Below are 16,003 nucleotides of genomic sequence, written 5' to 3'. Positions count from 1 at the left end.
ATCATGGGCATCACCTTTCGCAAGGAAACGTTCCGCGACGACTTCACCTTCAGGAACAGCCCGGAGCACATCAGGCGGTTTCCGTTCCCGTTCCACGAAGATGCCTACATGTATGCCGTCAACATCGAGCCGCATGTCGTCGGGTCGAGGGGCAGCGTGCTGGAAAATCTGATCGACGTCGACGAGCACTATGTCGCCGAGATGCAGGACCGCGCGCTGGTGCTCGCCGAGGACCCGTTGCGGTGCCAGTCGCTGCCGCACATGACGTTGGCCGGCTGGGACCTGCTCGAGCTTTTGATGGAGCAGCAGGCACTTGGCTATCCCGAGCACTTCACGCTGACCCGTGACGGCGATCGTTGGCGCTGGATCAACCGGCCGCTCGGCATCGACGACACCTTCACCTTCGGCGACACCTCGACGCTGCCTTACGGGCCGATGGAGTACATCACCCGGCAGAGCCAGGGCGATTTCTGCATCCTCGACCAGCGCGACGGCAATCTGTGGATGGATGCCGGCATGGTCACCACCCAGGCCGACTGGTCGCTCGATTTCGACATCGGCATGAATTTCTTCGAATGGCACGCGCCGGTGCCGCTGGCGCATGAGAAGGGGATTTTCGTCAGGGCGCTGAAATTCCTCACCAACATCCAGCAAGGCAAGCCGGCGCGGCGCCTGAACTGGACGATGACCATCAATCCACGCCTCGATACGAGCCCGGAGAACTATCACAAATGGGGTCCGGACCGGGCGACGGTGACGCCCGAAAATGTCGGCGACAAGGTGCATCTGCGCGTCGAACTGCAGAGCTTCTGGCGCCTGCCGCGCTCGAACGGCATCGTCTTTCCAATTCGCTGCTACCTGATCAAGATGGATGAACTGGTGACGCAGCCGAAATGGGCACGGCGCCTGCACCGCGTCATCCGCGATCTTCCCGACGAACTCGCCAATTACAAGGGCCTGACGCGCTACCGTCCGGCGCTCGTCGAGTGGTTGTCGAAGCTCGATGATGGGAGTGCGACGAGCCCGGGGTTCGGGCCGGACTGAAGCTGCCGCCCGCAAATCTGCCGATCTCCCCCTCGAGGGGGGAGATCGGCTAACCTAACCCGCGCTCTGCGGATAGCAGATGATCGAGAGATAGCGCATCGGCAGTTTGGTCAGCTGCTCCGGCCCGTGCGGCGCATCCGCGTCGAAGAACAGGCTGTCGCCGGGCTTCATCGGGTAGAGGTTGCTGCCGTGCCGGTAAACGACCTCGCCCTCGAGCATGTAGAGGAACTCCATGCCTTCGTGCTGGAAGGTCGGGAACACATCCGAATCCTCCGTCAGCGTGATCAGATAGGGTTCGACGACGACGCCGCTGGTGTTGGAACCGATATGACCGAGCAGATTGTACTGGTGGCCGGCTCGCGTACCGCGGCGCTCGACATCGAGGCCTTCGCCCGCCTTGACGAAGACGGCACTGCGCTCTTCCTCGAAGCGGCGGAAGAAGGCGGTCACCGGAACGCCCAGCGCCCGCGACAGTGCCTGCAAAGTGGTCAGCGACGGCGAGGTGATGCCGTTCTCGATTTTCGACAGCATGCCCAGCGAAATGTCGGTGGCGACCGCGAGGTCTGCGACGGTGATGCCGAGCTTCTTGCGGAAGGCGCGCACCTCGCGGCCGATCGCGACCTCCAGCACTTTTTCACGGGTATCGCGAATGGCATGCGGGTTCTGCGTCAGCGGCGCGCGGATGGTTTTCCCGTCGGCCGAGACCTTTGGCAGCGGCTTGGCCTTCGCACCGGCGGAACCAGCCTTGGAATCGGAAACTGTCTTCGCCATGTCGCCCCGGCACTCCTGGGATTTATTTCACTCTAGGTGAACATGTCAGCTGCCGATACAGCAGCGCAACTGCGACGGCAAGTCGCCTGAAGGCGCATGCGCGTGATCCCGCGTTTGGCCGCACCAGTTTTTTTTCGGAAATCCATCACGGTGCAACCTTGTTTCAGCACCGGCCGGTTGACAGCACGAAAGGGCCAATTATTGTCCTGTGAGTGAAATTTGTTTCGTAAGAGCAATTCCATGAAAAACGTAAAGCGGTTTTCCCGGGAAAAGCCGGTTGCGCTTTCCCTTGGGGATTGCGTCAAGACAAAAGCCGAAATCGGATCGGGAGGCCTGCCATGAACAGTCGCGTTGCCGTCATCGGAGCCGGTCCATCCGGCCTGGCACAGCTCAGGGCTTTCAAGTCGGCGGCCGACAAGGGCGCCGACATCCCCGAGATCGTCTGCTTCGAAAAGCAGTCGGACTGGGGCGGCCTATGGAATTACACCTGGCGCACCGGCCTCGACGAGCACGGCGATCCTGTGCATGGCTCGATGTACCGCTACCTATGGTCCAACGGCCCGAAGGAATGCCTGGAATTCGCCGACTACACTTTCGAGGAGCATTTCGGCCGGCCGATCGGCTCCTATCCGCCGCGCGCCGTGCTGTGGGATTACATCAAGGGCCGTGTCGAGAAGTCGGGCGTGCGCAAATGGGTGCGCTTCAACAGCCCGGTGCGCATGGTCACCTTCTCGAACGAGACGAAGAAATTTACCGTCACCGCGCATGACCGCACCAATGACGTCACCTACTCGGAAGAGTTCGACAATGTCGTCGTCGCTTCGGGGCATTTCTCGGTGCCCAACGTGCCCTATTTCGAGGGTTTCTCCACCTTCAACGGCCGCATCTTGCACAGCCATGATTTCCGCGACGCGATGGAATTCAAGGGCAAGGATATCCTGATCATCGGCCGTTCCTATTCAGCCGAGGACATCGGTTCGCAATGTTACAAGTACGGCGCCAAATCGATCACCACCAGCTACCGCTCGAAGCCGATGGGCTTCAAATGGCCGGAGAATTGGAAAGAGGTGCCGCTGCTGCAGAAGGTTGTCGGCAAGACGGCGCATTTCAAGGATGGCACTACTAGGGATGTCGACGCTATCATCCTGTGCACCGGCTACCTGCATTCTTTCCCGTTCCTGACCGACGATTTGAAGCTCAAGACCGCCAACCGCATGTGGCCGCTCGATCTCTACGAAGGCGTCGTCTGGGAGAAGAACCCGCAGCTTTCCTATATCGGCATGCAGGACCAGTTCTACACCTTCAACATGTTCGACGCGCAGGCCTGGTTCGCGCGAGACGTGATCATGGGCCGCATCAAGCTGCCGTCGGCCGAGGCGATGGCCGCGCACGGCGCGAAATGGCGGGCGCGTGAGGAAACGCTCGAAGACGCCGAGCAGATGATCTGGTTCCAGGGCGACTACACCAAGGAATTGATGGATCAGACCGACTATCCCGGTTTCGATGTCGAGGCGGTCAACCAGACCTTCATGGAGTGGGAGCACCACAAAGGCGAAGACATCATGAGCTTCCGCGACCACGCCTATCGCTCGCTGATGACCGGCACCATGGCGCCGTTGCATCATACGCCCTGGCTGCAGGCGCTGGACGATTCGATGGAGAGCTATCTGGAGGTAAAGGGGGTAGCGGCTGAGTAGCTCCGGCCTCCGAACCGAAGGGTCGCATCAGCGAAAAGTGGATACCGGTTTTTGCTTCGCTGACCTCCGTTCGGAAAAGATCATGGTCAAATAAGAAAACGAAAATAGAGTCCGCGGCTTAGGGTCAAAATCCAATCATTCTGAACGATCGAGTCCCGGCCCTTCTCGGCCATTTGACGCCGAGAGCCTGGACGACGCAAGTTGACCCGATCACGACGCTCACTCCGGTCAGTGGTAACGTCCGGATTTGGCGCGCGATTCCGACCTCAGCGAACGAAGTTACGACACGCCATTCCAGTGTATGATTGCTTCGCCAAATTAGGTGTGCGCTGCAATAGCAGCCGGATTCAGTCGCGCTTGCCGAAGGGGCTGTCGGCTCTGGCGGGATTGGCGTAAGCTACAGCTAAGGGGGTGCACACATGCACCGCATCATCGCCATAGCGATCTTAGTTCTCGCGGCCGTGTTCAGCTCCGCGCGGGCGGAGGTGCTGATCGGCGTCTCGGCTGCGATGACGGGACGGCTCGCCTGGATCGGCGAGCAGGGACAGCGCGGCGCGGAGATGGCAGTGGCCGACGTCAACACGGCGGGCGGCGTGCTCGGCCAGAAGGTGAGGCTCATCTCGGTCGACGACTTCTGCGATCCCGAGCAAGCTGTGGCGGCCGCCAAGAAGCTGGTGGCTGACGGGGTCGTGCTCGTCGTCGGGCATTATTGCTCCGGGGCCTCGATCCCCGCATCAAAAGTGTACGAGGAGGCGGGCGTCGTTGAGATATCCCCAGGCTCGACCAATCCGCAGCTGACCGAACAGGGCCGTGCCAATGTCTTTCGCACCATTGGCCGCGACGACGCGCAAGGGTTCATCGCCGGCAACTACCTTGCCGATCGCTGGGGCAACAAGAAGATTGCGATCCTCCACGACAACTCGACCTATGGGAAGGGTCTCGCCGACGAGACCAGGAAGCAGCTGAACAAGCGGGGCGTGACTGAGGCCGTTTACGACGCATACATTCCCGGGAAGGACGACTATTCGGCCGAGGTCGCTGCGTTGCAGACCGCCGGCGTCTCGGCCTTGTATGTGGGTGGGTATCATGCCGAGGTTGCGCTGATTGCTCGCGCTGCACACGACAGTGGCTATACGCTTCAGCTCATATCCGGAGATGCTTTGGCGACCGAGGAATTTGCCCTGATCGCCGGCCCCGCGGCGGAGGGGACCCTCTTCACGTTCCCGGCGGACCCGAGGCGAAGCTCCGAAGCGGCCGCGGTCGTTGAGCAGTTCCGTGCGGAGAACTTCGAACCCGCGGGCTATACGCTGTTGAGCTACTGCGCGGTCCAGGTCTGGGCCCAGGCCGTCTCGAAGGCAGGTTCGCTGGAGCCGAAGGCCGTCATTGCGGCACTGCACGAACAGGAATTCGACACCGTCATCGGCCGGGTCGATTTCGACGACAAGGGCGACCTCACGAAGCAGAGCTGGGTTTGGTACGTCTGGCGCGGCGGAGAGTACGTGCCGGTTGAATAGGATTCGCTGATCGCCGGCGCGCCGGCTGAGACGTCTAGTCTGATGAAGACCAGTGTGGCCGGACTGTTCCGACTCGCCGAGATGCTTGAACGCCTCGGCATACGCGGCCGGCTGTTGCTCGCCTTTTTCGGGATCAGCGCCCTTGCGGTGCTAGCAACCGCTGCGGCGCTTTATGCCTTCCTCCAGGTTGGCGACGTCGTCGACCGAATTACCACGGATCGAGTGCCGTCGGCGCTCGCCTCCCTCCAGCTGTCGCGCCAGGCCGAACGGGTCGCTGCTGCCGCGCCATCGGTGCTGGCAGCGACAAGCAGGGCTCAGCACAGCGAGGTCTCGGCTGCCGTCGCGCTCGAGATGTCCCGCCTCGAGGCCCTGCGCACGGACCTCCGGGATGCCACGTCGGGCACAGTGCCTTTGGCCGAGATCGAGGAAGCCGCGATTGTTCTGAGGCGCAACCTGAAGGAGCTCGACTCTCTTGTTGTCGCCCGGCTCGACGTGGTAGCCCGTAAGGAGGAACTCCTGAACCGCCTCGCCGCGACGACGACCGGCAGCCAGCGCCTTGTCGCCACCGGCATCCTAGTGATGGATTCCAGGCTCCCGCAATGGCGGGCGGTCGCGGCCGACACGTCGCTGTCGGCTGATCGACGCGCAGCGGCGATGGCCGACCTGGTCCAGGCGATTGCGGCCTACATCCCCCAGCAGAAGGCGCAGCTGGAGATCTCGGCGGTCAACGACGCGCTGGTGAAGGTCGCGAACGCGCCGACGCCGGGCGACCTGGCGTTGATCCTTTTTCCGCTACGCCGTTCGCTCACTGCTCTTGAAAAGGTTGCCACGGAGATCGACGAAAAGCTGCGGATCCGCTTCCGGCAGCGTGTCGACGAATTCAAGGGTTTGACCGACGGCGAGGACAGCATCCCCAAGGCGCGGGAGGACGAGTTTGGTGTCCTGGCACAGGGCGAAAGGCTTCTGGCCGAGAACAATCGACTGTCGCGCAATCTCACCGCTGGCGTCGATCGCCTGGTCGCCACGGCAGACCAGGAGATCGCTGCGTCCGGTCGCGAAGCCGCGCTCGTCCAGCGCTACGGCACCGCGGTTGTGCTCGGCTCCGCCTTCCTCAGCCTCCTGAGTTCGGTTCTGGTTGTCTGGCTCTATGTCGACCGCAGCCTCCTTGCCCGACTGGGGGCCGTGAGCCAGGGCATGCTCGCGATTGCGGGGGGCAACCTTCGTGCGCCGCTGCCCGCAGCTGGCAGCGACGAAATCGGGCGCATGGCCGAAGCGCTGAGACTCTTCCGGGATACTGCTGTCGAGATCGAGGAAAAGAATCTGCGCGACGTTGCGGAAGCTCGTCAGCGGCTCATCGATGCCATCGAAAGCATCTCCGAAGGATTCGCCCTGTACGACTGGGAGGACCGGCTCGTCCTCAGCAACAGCCGCTACCGCGAATTGCTCTACACCGGTCTGGAGACCGAACTGACGCCCGGCACGACATTCGAGCAAATCATTCGCCGATCCGCTGAGCGCGGCTACATCAGGGACGCCGAGGGGCGGGTCGAGGAGTGGGTCGCCGAGCGCCTCTCGCGGCACCGCAACCCTGGCGAACCTTGGGTGCAGCGGCGAGGCGATGGGCGATGGGTCATGATCAGCGAGCGGCGGATCAGCGCCGGCGGCACGGTCGCCGTCTATTCGGACATCACTGAGCTGAAGCAAAGGGAGGAGAACCTCGCCGAGAAATCCGTGGTTCTGGAGGCGCTTTCCAGCAAGCTGGCGAAGTATCTGGCGCCCCAAGTGTATCGCTCGATATTCACCGGCCGCCAGGAGGTCAGGATCGCCAGCCAGCGGAAGAAACTGACAATATGCTTCTCCGATATCGCCGGCTTTACCGAGACCACTGACAAAATGGAATCCGAGGATCTCACCCAACTCCTCAATCACTATCTGACGGAAATGTCGAAAATTGCTTCGGATCACGGCGCGACAATCGACAAATATGTCGGCGACGCGATCCTGATGTTTTTCGGCGATCCCGAGACTCGCGGCGTCAAGGAGGACGCGCTGGCTTGCGCGCAGATGGCACTTGCAATGCAAAAGCGGATTATCGAGCTTGCCGAAGTCTGGCGGGACATGGGGATCGAAACACCGCTGCGCTGTCGCATCGGCATCCATACCGACTACTGCACCGTCGGTAACTTCGGCAGCGAGGACCGGATGGACTACACGATAATCGGCGGCGCCGTGAATCTCGCCTCGCGCCTGGAGCAGGAGGCGCCGCCGGGGGCCATCCTCATTTCCTACGAGACGTTTGCGCAAGTGAAGGACTCAATCGACTGTGAGGAGCTGGGGCACGTCCAGGTCAAGGGGATCGCCTATCCCGTCGCCACCTACCGCGTCATCGATCTGAAGGCCAATCTGGCGGCCGCTCGTTGTGCTGTTCGAACCGAGCTGCCGCACTTCAGGCTGGAACTTGAACCGGAGCTGATGTCCCCTGACGAGCGTGGCGATGCCGCCACTGCACTTCGAGACGCGCTGGATCGGCTTTGTCACAAGCCCGGGTAGTAGGGCTTGGTCCACAACGACCCCTCCCAATGGACGCAAGGAGTGGGATGTGAGACGCCACTCATTGGCAGAACGGTCGCTCTCAGTCTTCGAACTCGGGCGGAACGTCCGCATCGGAGCCGAGACTTAACATTCACGGCATCGCCGGCAAGGTCCGGATATGGCGCGAGGCAGACGCCTAGTACGGCGAATGTCGCATTGGATCGGATTCCGACCTTACCGGGTCATTCGGCCACGACCGGAAATGAAGCTCTGTGTTCGTTCGCTGACGAATCCTACCCCAGCCTCGCCCGTGCCTTCGCCGTCCAGGCGCTGAACAGCCGGTCGGCGACGATGCCGATGAAGGCTATTGCCAGGCCGGCGACGATGCCGCGGCCGGAATCGGCCTTGGACAACGCGATGAACACTTCCTGGCCGAGATCGCGCGTGCCGACCATGGCGCAGATGATGATCATTGCCAGCGCCATCAGGATCGTCTGGTTGACGCCGAGCATGATCTCCGGCAGCGCCAGCGGCAGTTGCACGCGAAAGAAGGTCTGGCGCGGCGTGCAGCCGGACACCTTGGCCGCCTCGATCAGCGCCGGCGGCACCTGCCTGATGCCGTGATTGGTGTAGCGGATCGCCGGCACCACCGCGAAGGCTATCGTTGCGATCATCGCGGTGACATCACCGACCCGAAACAGCATCACCACCGGGATTATGAAGCAGAAGGAAGGCAGCACCTGCAGCGTGTCGATGACCGGGGTGACGATCTTCTCGAAGCGGTCGCTGCGCGAGGCCATCAGCCCGATCGGGATGCCGATCAGACAAGCGACGAAGGCCGAGATGCCGCAGAGATAGACGGTCGCCATGGTTTTTTCCCACAGGCCTGTGATGGCACAGAAGGCGGTCAGAGCGGCAACCAATACGGCCAGGCGGAAACCGCTAAGCTGATAGCCGGCGAGGCCGAGCAGGAAGACGGCACCCAGCCAGGGAAAGCCTTCGCAAAAGGCGCGCAGCGGATTCAGCAAATTGAGGATCAGCGCCACGCGAAACGCCTCGATCGCATCGAAGAAATTGATCGTGACCCAGTTCACCGCCGCCTTCCACAGCGGCGCGGTGGTGAAGGTGATCGCCTTCGGCACCGCCGCGAAGGCCGGCACGAACAGGCCGAGCAGCGTTGTCACGGCAAGGATGGCGATGGCCAGCGTCAGATTGGGGTAGCGTCGCCAGAGGCTCGCGCCGATCGCCTTATGGACATGACCCTTGGCCTGCTTGTGCGCGATGGCCTGGCTCAGTCGGTCGAGCGCGATGGCGAGCGCCACGATGGCGAGACCGGCTTCCATCGCTTCGCCGACCTTCAGCGCGCGCAGTGCCAGGAGCACGTCGTAGCCGAGGCCACCGGCACCGATCATCGAGGCGATGATGACCATATTCAGCGCCAGCATGATCACCTGGTTGACGCCGACCATCAGTGTCGGCCGCGCCGAAGGCAGCAGCACCCGCCACAATTTCTGGCGGGCCGTGCAGCCGGCCATTTCGCTGAAATCGTCGATCTCGGAGGGCACCCGCGACAGCCCCAGCATCGTCGCCCGCACCATCGGCGGCGTGGCGAAAATGGCGGTCGCGATCATCGCCGAGACCGGGCTGTTGCCGAACAGCAGCAGCATCGGGATGAGGTAGGCAAAGGTCGGGATCGTCTGCATCAGGTCAAGGGCAGGGGAGACGATGAGCCTTTCGGCCCAAGGCTTGCGCCATGCCCATATGCCGGCGAACAGGCCGGTGACGATGCAGAACGGCACCGCGATCGAGATCAGCGCCAGCGTCAGCATGGCACTGGTCCATTGGCCGAACAGCGCGATATAGAGGAAGCAGCCGCCAACCAGCAGGCTGAGTTTCCGGCCGCCAACGGCATGTCCGGCGAGGAAGGCGGCAGCGCAGACGCCGACCCAGGACAGGCGCGGCAGGACATAGGCATCAATGCCATGACCGATCTTGAAATTCTTGGCCAGCAGGTTGAGCGCGAAATCGAGCGGCACGCCGAGCACAGCGGTGATCGAGCGGGTCAGCCACGACAGGTTCGACTTGATCCAGCGCATCAGCGCGCTGACCCAGTCGGCGACCGGCACGACGGCGCTTGCCGGATAGTTGACGGCCCAGGGCAGGCGGTCCTGCAGCAGGAAAACGACAAGCACGGCGGCAAGCGCGAACGCCCAGATCAGCAGCCAGATCTGAAGCGGTCGCGCCCTTGCTTCACTGGCACTTGCCGTCACCGTCATGCGCCGGCCCTCGAGCGATCGATACCGGCCAGCAGATCGATCACCGCTTGCGGCGTCACCTCGCCGATCGGCTTGCCGGTGCCGTTGACCACCGCGAACGGCTTGTCGGCGGCAACGATACCGGCCGAGAAGCTGGCGATCTTGGCATCGGGCGAAACCGTGCCGCCATGCTCCGAGCCGTCGCAGGCGCGCATCAGGCTGCGAGCCGAAATCACCTTGGCGCGGTCAACGTCGCGGGTGAATTCGGCGACATAGTCGGTCGCCGGATTGACCACCAACTCCTCCGGCGTGCCGATCTGGATGACCTCGCCGTCCTTCATGATGGCGATGCGGTCGGCCAGCCGGATCGCCTCGTCGAAATCATGGGTGATGAAGACGATGGTCTTGTGCAGCATGGTCTGCAGCCGCATCAGCTCATCCTGCATCTCGCGGCGGATCAGCGGATCGAGCGCGGAGAACGGTTCGTCGAGAAACCAGATTTCCGGTTTGGTCGCCAGGCTGCGGGCGATGCCGACACGTTGCTGCTGGCCGCCGGAAAGCTCGCGCGGATAGAAATGCTCCCGACCGCTTAAGCCGACGAGTTCGATAACCTCGCGGGACCGTGCCTCGCGCGTCGGCCGGTCCTGTCCCTGGATGCTGAGCGGAAAGGCGATGTTCTCCAGCACGTTGAGATGCGGCAGAAGCGCAAAATTCTGGAACACCATCCCCATGCGATGCCGCCGCAATTCGATCAGTGCTGCATCCGAGATTTTCAGGAGGTCCTTGCCCTCGAATTCGACCTTGCCGTGGGTCGGCTCGACCAGCCTCGACATGCAGCGCACCAGCGTCGATTTGCCGGAGCCCGACAGACCCATAATGATGAAGATCTCACCCTGGCGGATTTCAAGATCGACGGCGCGCACCGCGCCGACAAGTCCGGCAGCAGCGACTTCAGCCATGCTGGCCTTGCCGTCGCGTTCTCGGATGAAGTTGGCCGCATTCGATCCGAACAGCTTCCAGACATTGCGGCAGGCAAGTTTTATCGGGCGGGCATCCTTTGGCGTGCCCGCCACGTTTGGCTCCTGTTCAATCTTGTCCGTCATTCAAACGTCCTTCTGGAACATCAATAATTGAGACCCGGCCGATCAAGCAGCCGGGTCTCATTGTTCCAGTTGGAACGATCACTGCGCCCAGGCTTTCCAGTCGGCCTCGTGGGCGGCGATCCAGGCTGCGGCGACATCTTCCGGCGTCTTGCCGCCGAGATCGATCTCGCCGCTCATCTTGTTGAGTTCGTCGGTGTCGACCGTGTAGGCCTTCGTCACCTTGTAGGCGACCGGCCATTTGTCCTTCATGCCGGCCCAGGAGTATTTCCAGATCTCGCCATGCGGCTTGCCGCAATCATACTTGGCGTCGGGGTTCACGCCCCATTTCGGGTCGTTGTAGCACTCGGGCGTGTATTCGGGGAATTCAATCCACTCGCCCTTGTACTTGGCCGGCGCCCAGTGCGGCGAATAGATCCACAGCATGATCGGCGCCTTGCGCTGGTAGGCGGAATCGAGTTCCGCGAACATCGCCGCGTCGGTGCCGGCATGGATGACGGTGAAGGGCAGCTTCAGTGCCTCGACGCGCTCGTCATCAAAGCCTTCCCATGTCACCGGCCCGCCGAGATAACGCCCTTTCGGTGTGGTTTCCGCCGTCGAGAAGGCCTCGGCGCATTTCGGGTCTTTCAGCGCTTCCCAATTGGGCAGGCCGGGGCACTTCTCCTTCATGTATTCGGGAAACCACCACTCTTCCTTGGCCTTTGGTCCGAGCTTGCCTAGCCGTTCGGTCTGTCCGGTCGCGTCGGAGGCCTTCATGGCCTCGCCTGCGGTCGTGTCCCAGAATTCCAGGCCGACATCGAGATCGCCATTGGTGAGACCGGTGGTCAGGCTGGAGAGGTAGTCGGCGGTCGGATATTCGACGGTATAGCCGAGCTTTTCCAGGATGCCGCCGAGGATCTTGGCGTTCAGATTGACGCTGGTCCAGTCGAACAGCGCGATCTTGATCGGATCGTTGGATTCCGGTGCGGCGGCTTGGGCGGACGGCGTCAGCAGGCCTAAGGTCGCGAGCGCGACGGCGCCCATCGAGAGTTTCGAGATGTGACTGCGAAATGACATGCTTGTTCTCCTTCAAGCTGTGACAGTTTTATCGGTCGTTCCCTTCTTGCGGCTTTTCTTGATTGTGTTGGAAAGGCGGTTCGTTGCGCAAGGCCGTCGGCGCCAAATTGTTGCCCTGTCCTGGCCAACGCAGGCAAGATGGTGCTCAATTCTGGTGATGGTGGAAAATGCTGGGAGTCTCAGCGTCATAGCTGCCGACGGATCGCTGCGGGAGCGATCATCTGCGGATCAATTGCCAGTCCTGCGGCGCCCTGCAAGGTGTTCCCATGATCCAGAGCATTTCCGGCGAAACACGATCGCCTCCATGCTCTATCCGTTTGTTTTTTACGCAATTCCGGCCGCAAAACCGCTTCGCACTTTTGCTGCAATTGCTCTCGGCTATCGACCCGGCAAGCCCCGTCTCGCCAAGGTCGTTTCATAGGATGAAATTATATATACCAAGGTTCATGTCGCGCAACGACTAACGCTTCGCGAAACGCATAAATTCAGACTGCAGGCGAAGTCGAAGCCTACCAGCAGACGTAGCCGCCATCGACAATCAAGTCGAGGCCGGTCACGAAGCTTGAGGCGCGGCTGGCCAGGAACACTGTCGGCCCGACCATTTCCTCCGGCGCCGCCATGCGCCCCATCGGTGTGTCGCGCTTGAAGATCTTGACCTCTTCCGCCACCTCCGGCCGCTTGTTCATCGGCGTCAGCGTGTAGCCGGGGCTGACGACATTGACGCGCAGTCCGCGGTCGGCCCACTCCATGGCGAGACTCCTGGACATGTGGATGACGGCGGCTTTCGAGGAATTGTAGTGCGCCTGCGTCAGGCCCCGGTTGACGATGGTGCCGGACATCGAGGCGATGTTGATGATCGAGCCCTTGCGTCGCGCCAGCATCTTGCGGGCTTCGGCTTGGCAGGAAAGGAACACGCCGGCGACATTCACCTCGTGCACCTTCTGCCATGTCTCCAGCGACAGCGTCTCGGCGGGCTCGGAGCCGGCAATGCCGGCATTGTTGACGGCGACGGTCAGCGCACCGAGTTCGGCCTCGACGCGATCGATCGCCGCCGCGAGATCGCTCTCAGACGTCACCGTGCCGGTGAGCACAAGCGCCTTGCGGCCGAGTGCGGTGATCCGGTGCGCGGTTTCGTCCAGTCCACCTTTCGACGCATGGCCGAAACAGGCGACGTCGGCACCCGCCTCGGCCAGCCCGATCGCGATCGCCTGGCCGATGCCGCTGCCGGCGCCCGTGACCAGCGCGACATCGCCGTCAAGTTTGAAAAGATCCATCGATAGCCCTCCCTGCTTTCGGGAAGGTACGCGCTGCGCTACGTCCCGATCAAGCGCCCATCCTCGACCTCGACAATGGTCGGCGAAAACCCGTCGAGCTCGCCGAGCGCCCAGGCATAAGGCGCAAATTGATCGGCGCGGCTTTGATGCCGCGGATTTTCATCTCAGCGCCCGACCTCGAAGAAAGGCTTCCCGAGCAGGTCGGGAACGACGTCGATGCCAAGGCCCGGTCCGTCCGGGATGCCCATGCGGCTGCCGGCGACCGGCGGCATGTTCGACGCCGTGCGCACCGTCACCCATTCATGGAAAGCGATGGCGTGCAGCCGGCGCTCTTCAGGCGTCGACAGCGACAGATGCGCCATGGCAGCGGTGTCGATCTCGGCGCCGCCAGTATCCTCGACGGTGATCATGAAGCCGAGGTCGACGGCAAGGTCGCGGATCTGCCGTGTCCTGCTCACGCCGCCGAGCCGCGAAATCTTCAGCGTCAGCCCGTCGGCAGCACCCTTGCGGTGGATGTCGAGCATGTCGTCCAGCGAGGCGACGGACTCGTCGAGCACCATCGGCTTGTCGAGCGAGCGGCGCACCGACATGCATTCGTCGATCGTCGTGCAGGGCTGCTCGAATGTATAGTCGATGGCCCGTGTGGCGTCGGCAAACTGGCGCGCCTGGTAGGGCGTCCAGCCGGCATTGGCGTCGCAGAAGATAACCGTGCCTTTCGGCACCGAGGCGGCGACCGCTGTGACGCGCTCGATGTCGTCGTGGACATTGCCGCCGACCTTGACCTGCAGCCGGTGGAAGCCGTCCTTGACGATGCGCTTGGCCAGCGTGGCCATGGCCTCGACCCTGCCATGCGTGACGACCTTGTAGAGTTCGGCCGTCTCGCTCTCCTGGCCGCCGAGCAGCGTCACCAGCGGCACGTCGGCGGCGCGCGCCGCGAGATCCCAGCACGCCATGTCCAGCGCCGACTTGATGTAGGGATGACCCTTGAACACCGTGTCCATCAGCCGCCCGACGCTGGCAAGCCCGCGTGGATCGTGGCCGATCAGATGCGGGGCGATCTCCACCACGCCGGCGCGGACGCCGGCCGCGAAGGCAGGCGAATAGAAATTGCCGAGCGGCGCCATTTCGCCCCAGCCGGTGAGGCCGCTATCCGAGGTAATGGACACGATCACCGCGTCGAAGGCATCGGCAACGCGCCCCTTCGACATGCGGTAGGGCCCGTCCACGAAAGGCTGCACGACATGGTAGGCTTTGATGGTTTGGATCTGCACGTGTCTTTTCCGTTGGCTGCGATGGTGGGGACGGGTCAAACGCCTTTCGAAGGGCGCTGTTCGAGACCGCGCGCGTAGGAGAGACAGCAAGCCAATCAGGTTGTCGACAATCGAACAAGAGCCATTATGACTTCTTCGAAGGCGCCAGCCTGGCGATCATCTCGGCGAGACCGGGCCCCGCCGTTGGTCACCGCGTCACGGCGCCGGGCCGATCGCGCTGTCACCCGTGTCGGTGCGCCTCGGCCACCCCTGACTGGGGGACTGCTCACGAAAGCGGCGCCCGCGACCTGTGGGAAGGTCGGGGCGCCGCGCTGAAGCCGGTCCTGACGGGGGAGTTCAGGTGGCCGGCTTTTCCGGCGTTGGAGATACAGGCATTCCGGGTCCGATCTTCTGCAGATTGCCCGTGATGACCTGATCGCCCTCGGCGACGCCGCTTAAGATGGCGACCTGATCGCCGCTCGTCGGGCCGAGCGAAACCAGCCGCTGGTCGACCGTGTTGCCCTTGCCGACGACATAGAGATATTTGCCGAGCTGGCTCGAGCCCAGCGCCGTCTGCGGTACCATGAGCGCATCGGGCTGCTGCTTCACATGCAGCCGGACACGAACATATTGCCCCGGCAACAGGGTGAACTTGCCGTTGCCGATCGTCGCTCGCGCAGTGATGGTGCCGGTCGAACGGTCGACCGAATTGTCGATGAAGGTCAGTTCGCCCTTCTGGCTCGCCTCGGTCTGGCCGGGAAGCAGGACCTCGACCTCGATCGGGCCGTTGGCGCGAGCCTGCTCGATCTCGGCCAGATCCGTCTCGCTCGGATTGAAGGTGACGTAGATCGGATCGAGCTGCACCAGCGTGTTGAGCACCGTGCCGGCGACGCTGACCAGCGTTCCGACAGAGGCCTGGTTGCGGCCGAGGCGCCCACCGAACGGCGCACGGATTTCGGAATAGCTCAGATTGAGCTCGGCCGTGCGGACCGCCGCCTGGTTGAGCGCCAAAGACGCTTGCGCTTCGCGCAAGGTGCTGGTGCGCTGGTCGAAGCCGTCCTTGGCGAGGTACCCGCTCTTGGCAAGCTCGGTGCCGCGACCAAGATTGGAGCGGGCATAGTCGAGCGTCGCCATGTCGCGCTGCACCTGCGCCTTCGCCTGGTCAAGAGCGGCCTGGAAGTCGTCAGGCGAGATCTTGTAGAGAAGATCGCCTTGCCGGACGTCAACGCCGTCAGCAGCGTTCTGTTCCTGCAGATAGCCTGGAATCCTGGCTTGCAACGTTATGCTGCGGATCGGTTCCGTCCGCGCGGCGTAGTCGAGGTAGATCGGGATCGTCTTCCTGACGACGCTGACCACCGGCACCGGCATGACGAACGCCGCCGGGGCGGGCGCGGCACCGGCCGTGCCGGCATTGAGGCTGAGATTGCCCATGTCGAGCAGGTGGACGCTGGCCACCGAGATCGCACCCAGCGCGACAGCCGTTCCCAAAGCGATTTTCCATTTACGCATG

Annotated in this window: 12 protein-coding genes; 5 read left to right on the top strand and 7 right to left on the bottom strand. The window is 62.6% G+C overall.

Going from position 1 to position 16,003, the window contains the following annotated elements; translation table 11 throughout:
• Positions 1–3 precede the first annotated feature (3 nt).
• On the top strand, positions 4–1,044 hold the full coding sequence (locus tag NKJ90_RS26070; RefSeq protein ID WP_023759020.1) for a heme-dependent oxidative N-demethylase family protein: 1,041 nt from the start codon (positions 4–6) through the stop codon (positions 1,042–1,044).
• Positions 1,045–1,098: 54 nt separating this feature from the next.
• Here the strand turns inward: NKJ90_RS26070 and NKJ90_RS26065 are convergent, their stop codons facing one another.
• Positions 1,099–1,815, bottom strand: coding sequence for a helix-turn-helix domain-containing protein (locus NKJ90_RS26065; RefSeq protein ID WP_023759021.1), 717 nt, complete (start codon positions 1,813–1,815; stop codon positions 1,099–1,101).
• 338 nt (positions 1,816–2,153) lie between these two features.
• On the opposite strand from NKJ90_RS26065, the gene NKJ90_RS26060 reads away from it, so the two are divergent.
• The 3 genes from NKJ90_RS26060 (at position 2,154) to NKJ90_RS26050 (ending at position 7,576) form a co-directional block, all read left to right on the top strand.
• A complete protein-coding gene (locus NKJ90_RS26060; protein ID WP_023759022.1) occupies positions 2,154–3,512 on the top strand; it encodes a trimethylamine monooxygenase in 1,359 nt (452 codons plus the stop codon).
• 419 nt (positions 3,513–3,931) lie between these two features.
• On the top strand, positions 3,932–5,026 hold the full coding sequence (locus NKJ90_RS26055; RefSeq protein ID WP_023759023.1) for a branched-chain amino acid ABC transporter substrate-binding protein: 1,095 nt from the start codon (positions 3,932–3,934) through the stop codon (positions 5,024–5,026).
• Between the two features lie 81 nt (positions 5,027–5,107).
• Complete coding sequence (locus tag NKJ90_RS26050) at positions 5,108–7,576, top strand: adenylate/guanylate cyclase domain-containing protein (RefSeq protein WP_023759024.1); 2,469 nt, start codon at positions 5,108–5,110, stop codon at positions 7,574–7,576.
• 275 nt (positions 7,577–7,851) lie between these two features.
• Here the strand turns inward: NKJ90_RS26050 and NKJ90_RS26045 are convergent, their stop codons facing one another.
• The 3 genes from NKJ90_RS26045 to NKJ90_RS26035 all read right to left on the bottom strand — a co-directional run bounded on the left by NKJ90_RS26045 (position 7,852) and on the right by NKJ90_RS26035 (position 11,969).
• Positions 7,852–9,834, bottom strand: a complete 1,983-nt coding sequence (locus NKJ90_RS26045) for an ABC transporter permease (protein ID WP_023759025.1) — start codon at positions 9,832–9,834, stop codon at positions 7,852–7,854.
• Positions 9,831–10,916 (bottom strand): quaternary amine ABC transporter ATP-binding protein, encoded by a 1,086-nt coding sequence (locus NKJ90_RS26040; protein ID WP_023759026.1) that lies wholly within the window; start codon positions 10,914–10,916, stop codon positions 9,831–9,833. Before NKJ90_RS26040 ends, NKJ90_RS26045 begins: the two co-directional genes overlap by 4 nt.
• A gap of 78 nt (positions 10,917–10,994) precedes the next feature.
• Entirely contained in the window at positions 10,995–11,969 is a 975-nt protein-coding gene (locus NKJ90_RS26035) for an ABC transporter substrate-binding protein (RefSeq protein WP_023759027.1), read from the bottom strand.
• Here NKJ90_RS26035 and NKJ90_RS26030 point away from each other — a divergent pair.
• Positions 11,968–12,390 carry a hypothetical protein gene (locus NKJ90_RS26030; RefSeq protein ID WP_156938533.1) on the top strand — a complete coding sequence of 141 codons (423 nt, stop codon included), beginning with the start codon at positions 11,968–11,970 and terminating at the stop codon, positions 12,388–12,390. The genes NKJ90_RS26035 and NKJ90_RS26030 overlap by 2 nt on opposite strands.
• An 88-nt stretch (positions 12,391–12,478) precedes the next feature.
• On the opposite strand, the gene NKJ90_RS26025 is transcribed toward NKJ90_RS26030, so the two are convergent.
• The 3 genes from NKJ90_RS26025 to NKJ90_RS26015 form a co-directional block, all read right to left on the bottom strand.
• A complete protein-coding gene (locus tag NKJ90_RS26025; protein WP_023759028.1) occupies positions 12,479–13,243 on the bottom strand; it encodes an SDR family oxidoreductase in 765 nt (254 codons plus the stop codon).
• A 164-nt stretch (positions 13,244–13,407) separates the two neighbouring features.
• On the bottom strand, positions 13,408–14,514 hold the full coding sequence (locus tag NKJ90_RS26020; protein WP_023759029.1) for a mandelate racemase/muconate lactonizing enzyme family protein: 1,107 nt from the start codon (positions 14,512–14,514) through the stop codon (positions 13,408–13,410).
• 336 nt (positions 14,515–14,850) lie between these two features.
• Positions 14,851–16,002 carry an efflux RND transporter periplasmic adaptor subunit gene (locus tag NKJ90_RS26015; protein WP_023759030.1) on the bottom strand — a complete coding sequence of 384 codons (1,152 nt, stop codon included), beginning with the start codon at positions 16,000–16,002 and terminating at the stop codon, positions 14,851–14,853.
• Between the last annotated feature and the right edge of the window lies 1 nt (position 16,003).

Source organism: Mesorhizobium sp. M0051, assembly GCF_040323235.1.
In the GTDB taxonomy this organism is placed as follows: Bacteria; Pseudomonadota; Alphaproteobacteria; order Rhizobiales; family Rhizobiaceae; genus Mesorhizobium.
The sequence above is the reverse complement of the archived record's forward strand: the minus strand, read 5'-3'. Positions and strand labels throughout refer to the sequence as shown.

Excerpts from the sequence above, each read along its gene's own strand:
- NKJ90_RS26070 (WP_023759020.1), top strand. The coding sequence starts at position 4 with ATGGGCATCACCTTTCGCAAGGAAACGTTCCGCGACGACTTCACCTTC.
- NKJ90_RS26065 (WP_023759021.1), bottom strand. The coding sequence starts at position 1,815 with ATGGCGAAGACAGTTTCCGATTCCAAGGCTGGTTCCGCCGGTGCGAAG.
- NKJ90_RS26060 (WP_023759022.1), top strand. The coding sequence starts at position 2,154 with ATGAACAGTCGCGTTGCCGTCATCGGAGCCGGTCCATCCGGCCTGGCA.
- NKJ90_RS26055 (WP_023759023.1), top strand. The coding sequence starts at position 3,932 with ATGCACCGCATCATCGCCATAGCGATCTTAGTTCTCGCGGCCGTGTTC.
- NKJ90_RS26050 (WP_023759024.1), top strand. The coding sequence starts at position 5,108 with ATGCTTGAACGCCTCGGCATACGCGGCCGGCTGTTGCTCGCCTTTTTC.
- NKJ90_RS26045 (WP_023759025.1), bottom strand. The coding sequence starts at position 9,834 with ATGACGGTGACGGCAAGTGCCAGTGAAGCAAGGGCGCGACCGCTTCAG.
- NKJ90_RS26040 (WP_023759026.1), bottom strand. The coding sequence starts at position 10,916 with ATGACGGACAAGATTGAACAGGAGCCAAACGTGGCGGGCACGCCAAAG.
- NKJ90_RS26030 (WP_156938533.1), top strand. The coding sequence starts at position 11,968 with ATGCTTGTTCTCCTTCAAGCTGTGACAGTTTTATCGGTCGTTCCCTTC.
- NKJ90_RS26035 (WP_023759027.1), bottom strand. The coding sequence starts at position 11,969 with ATGTCATTTCGCAGTCACATCTCGAAACTCTCGATGGGCGCCGTCGCG.
- NKJ90_RS26025 (WP_023759028.1), bottom strand. The coding sequence starts at position 13,243 with ATGGATCTTTTCAAACTTGACGGCGATGTCGCGCTGGTCACGGGCGCC.
- NKJ90_RS26015 (WP_023759030.1), bottom strand. The coding sequence starts at position 16,002 with ATGCGTAAATGGAAAATCGCTTTGGGAACGGCTGTCGCGCTGGGTGCG.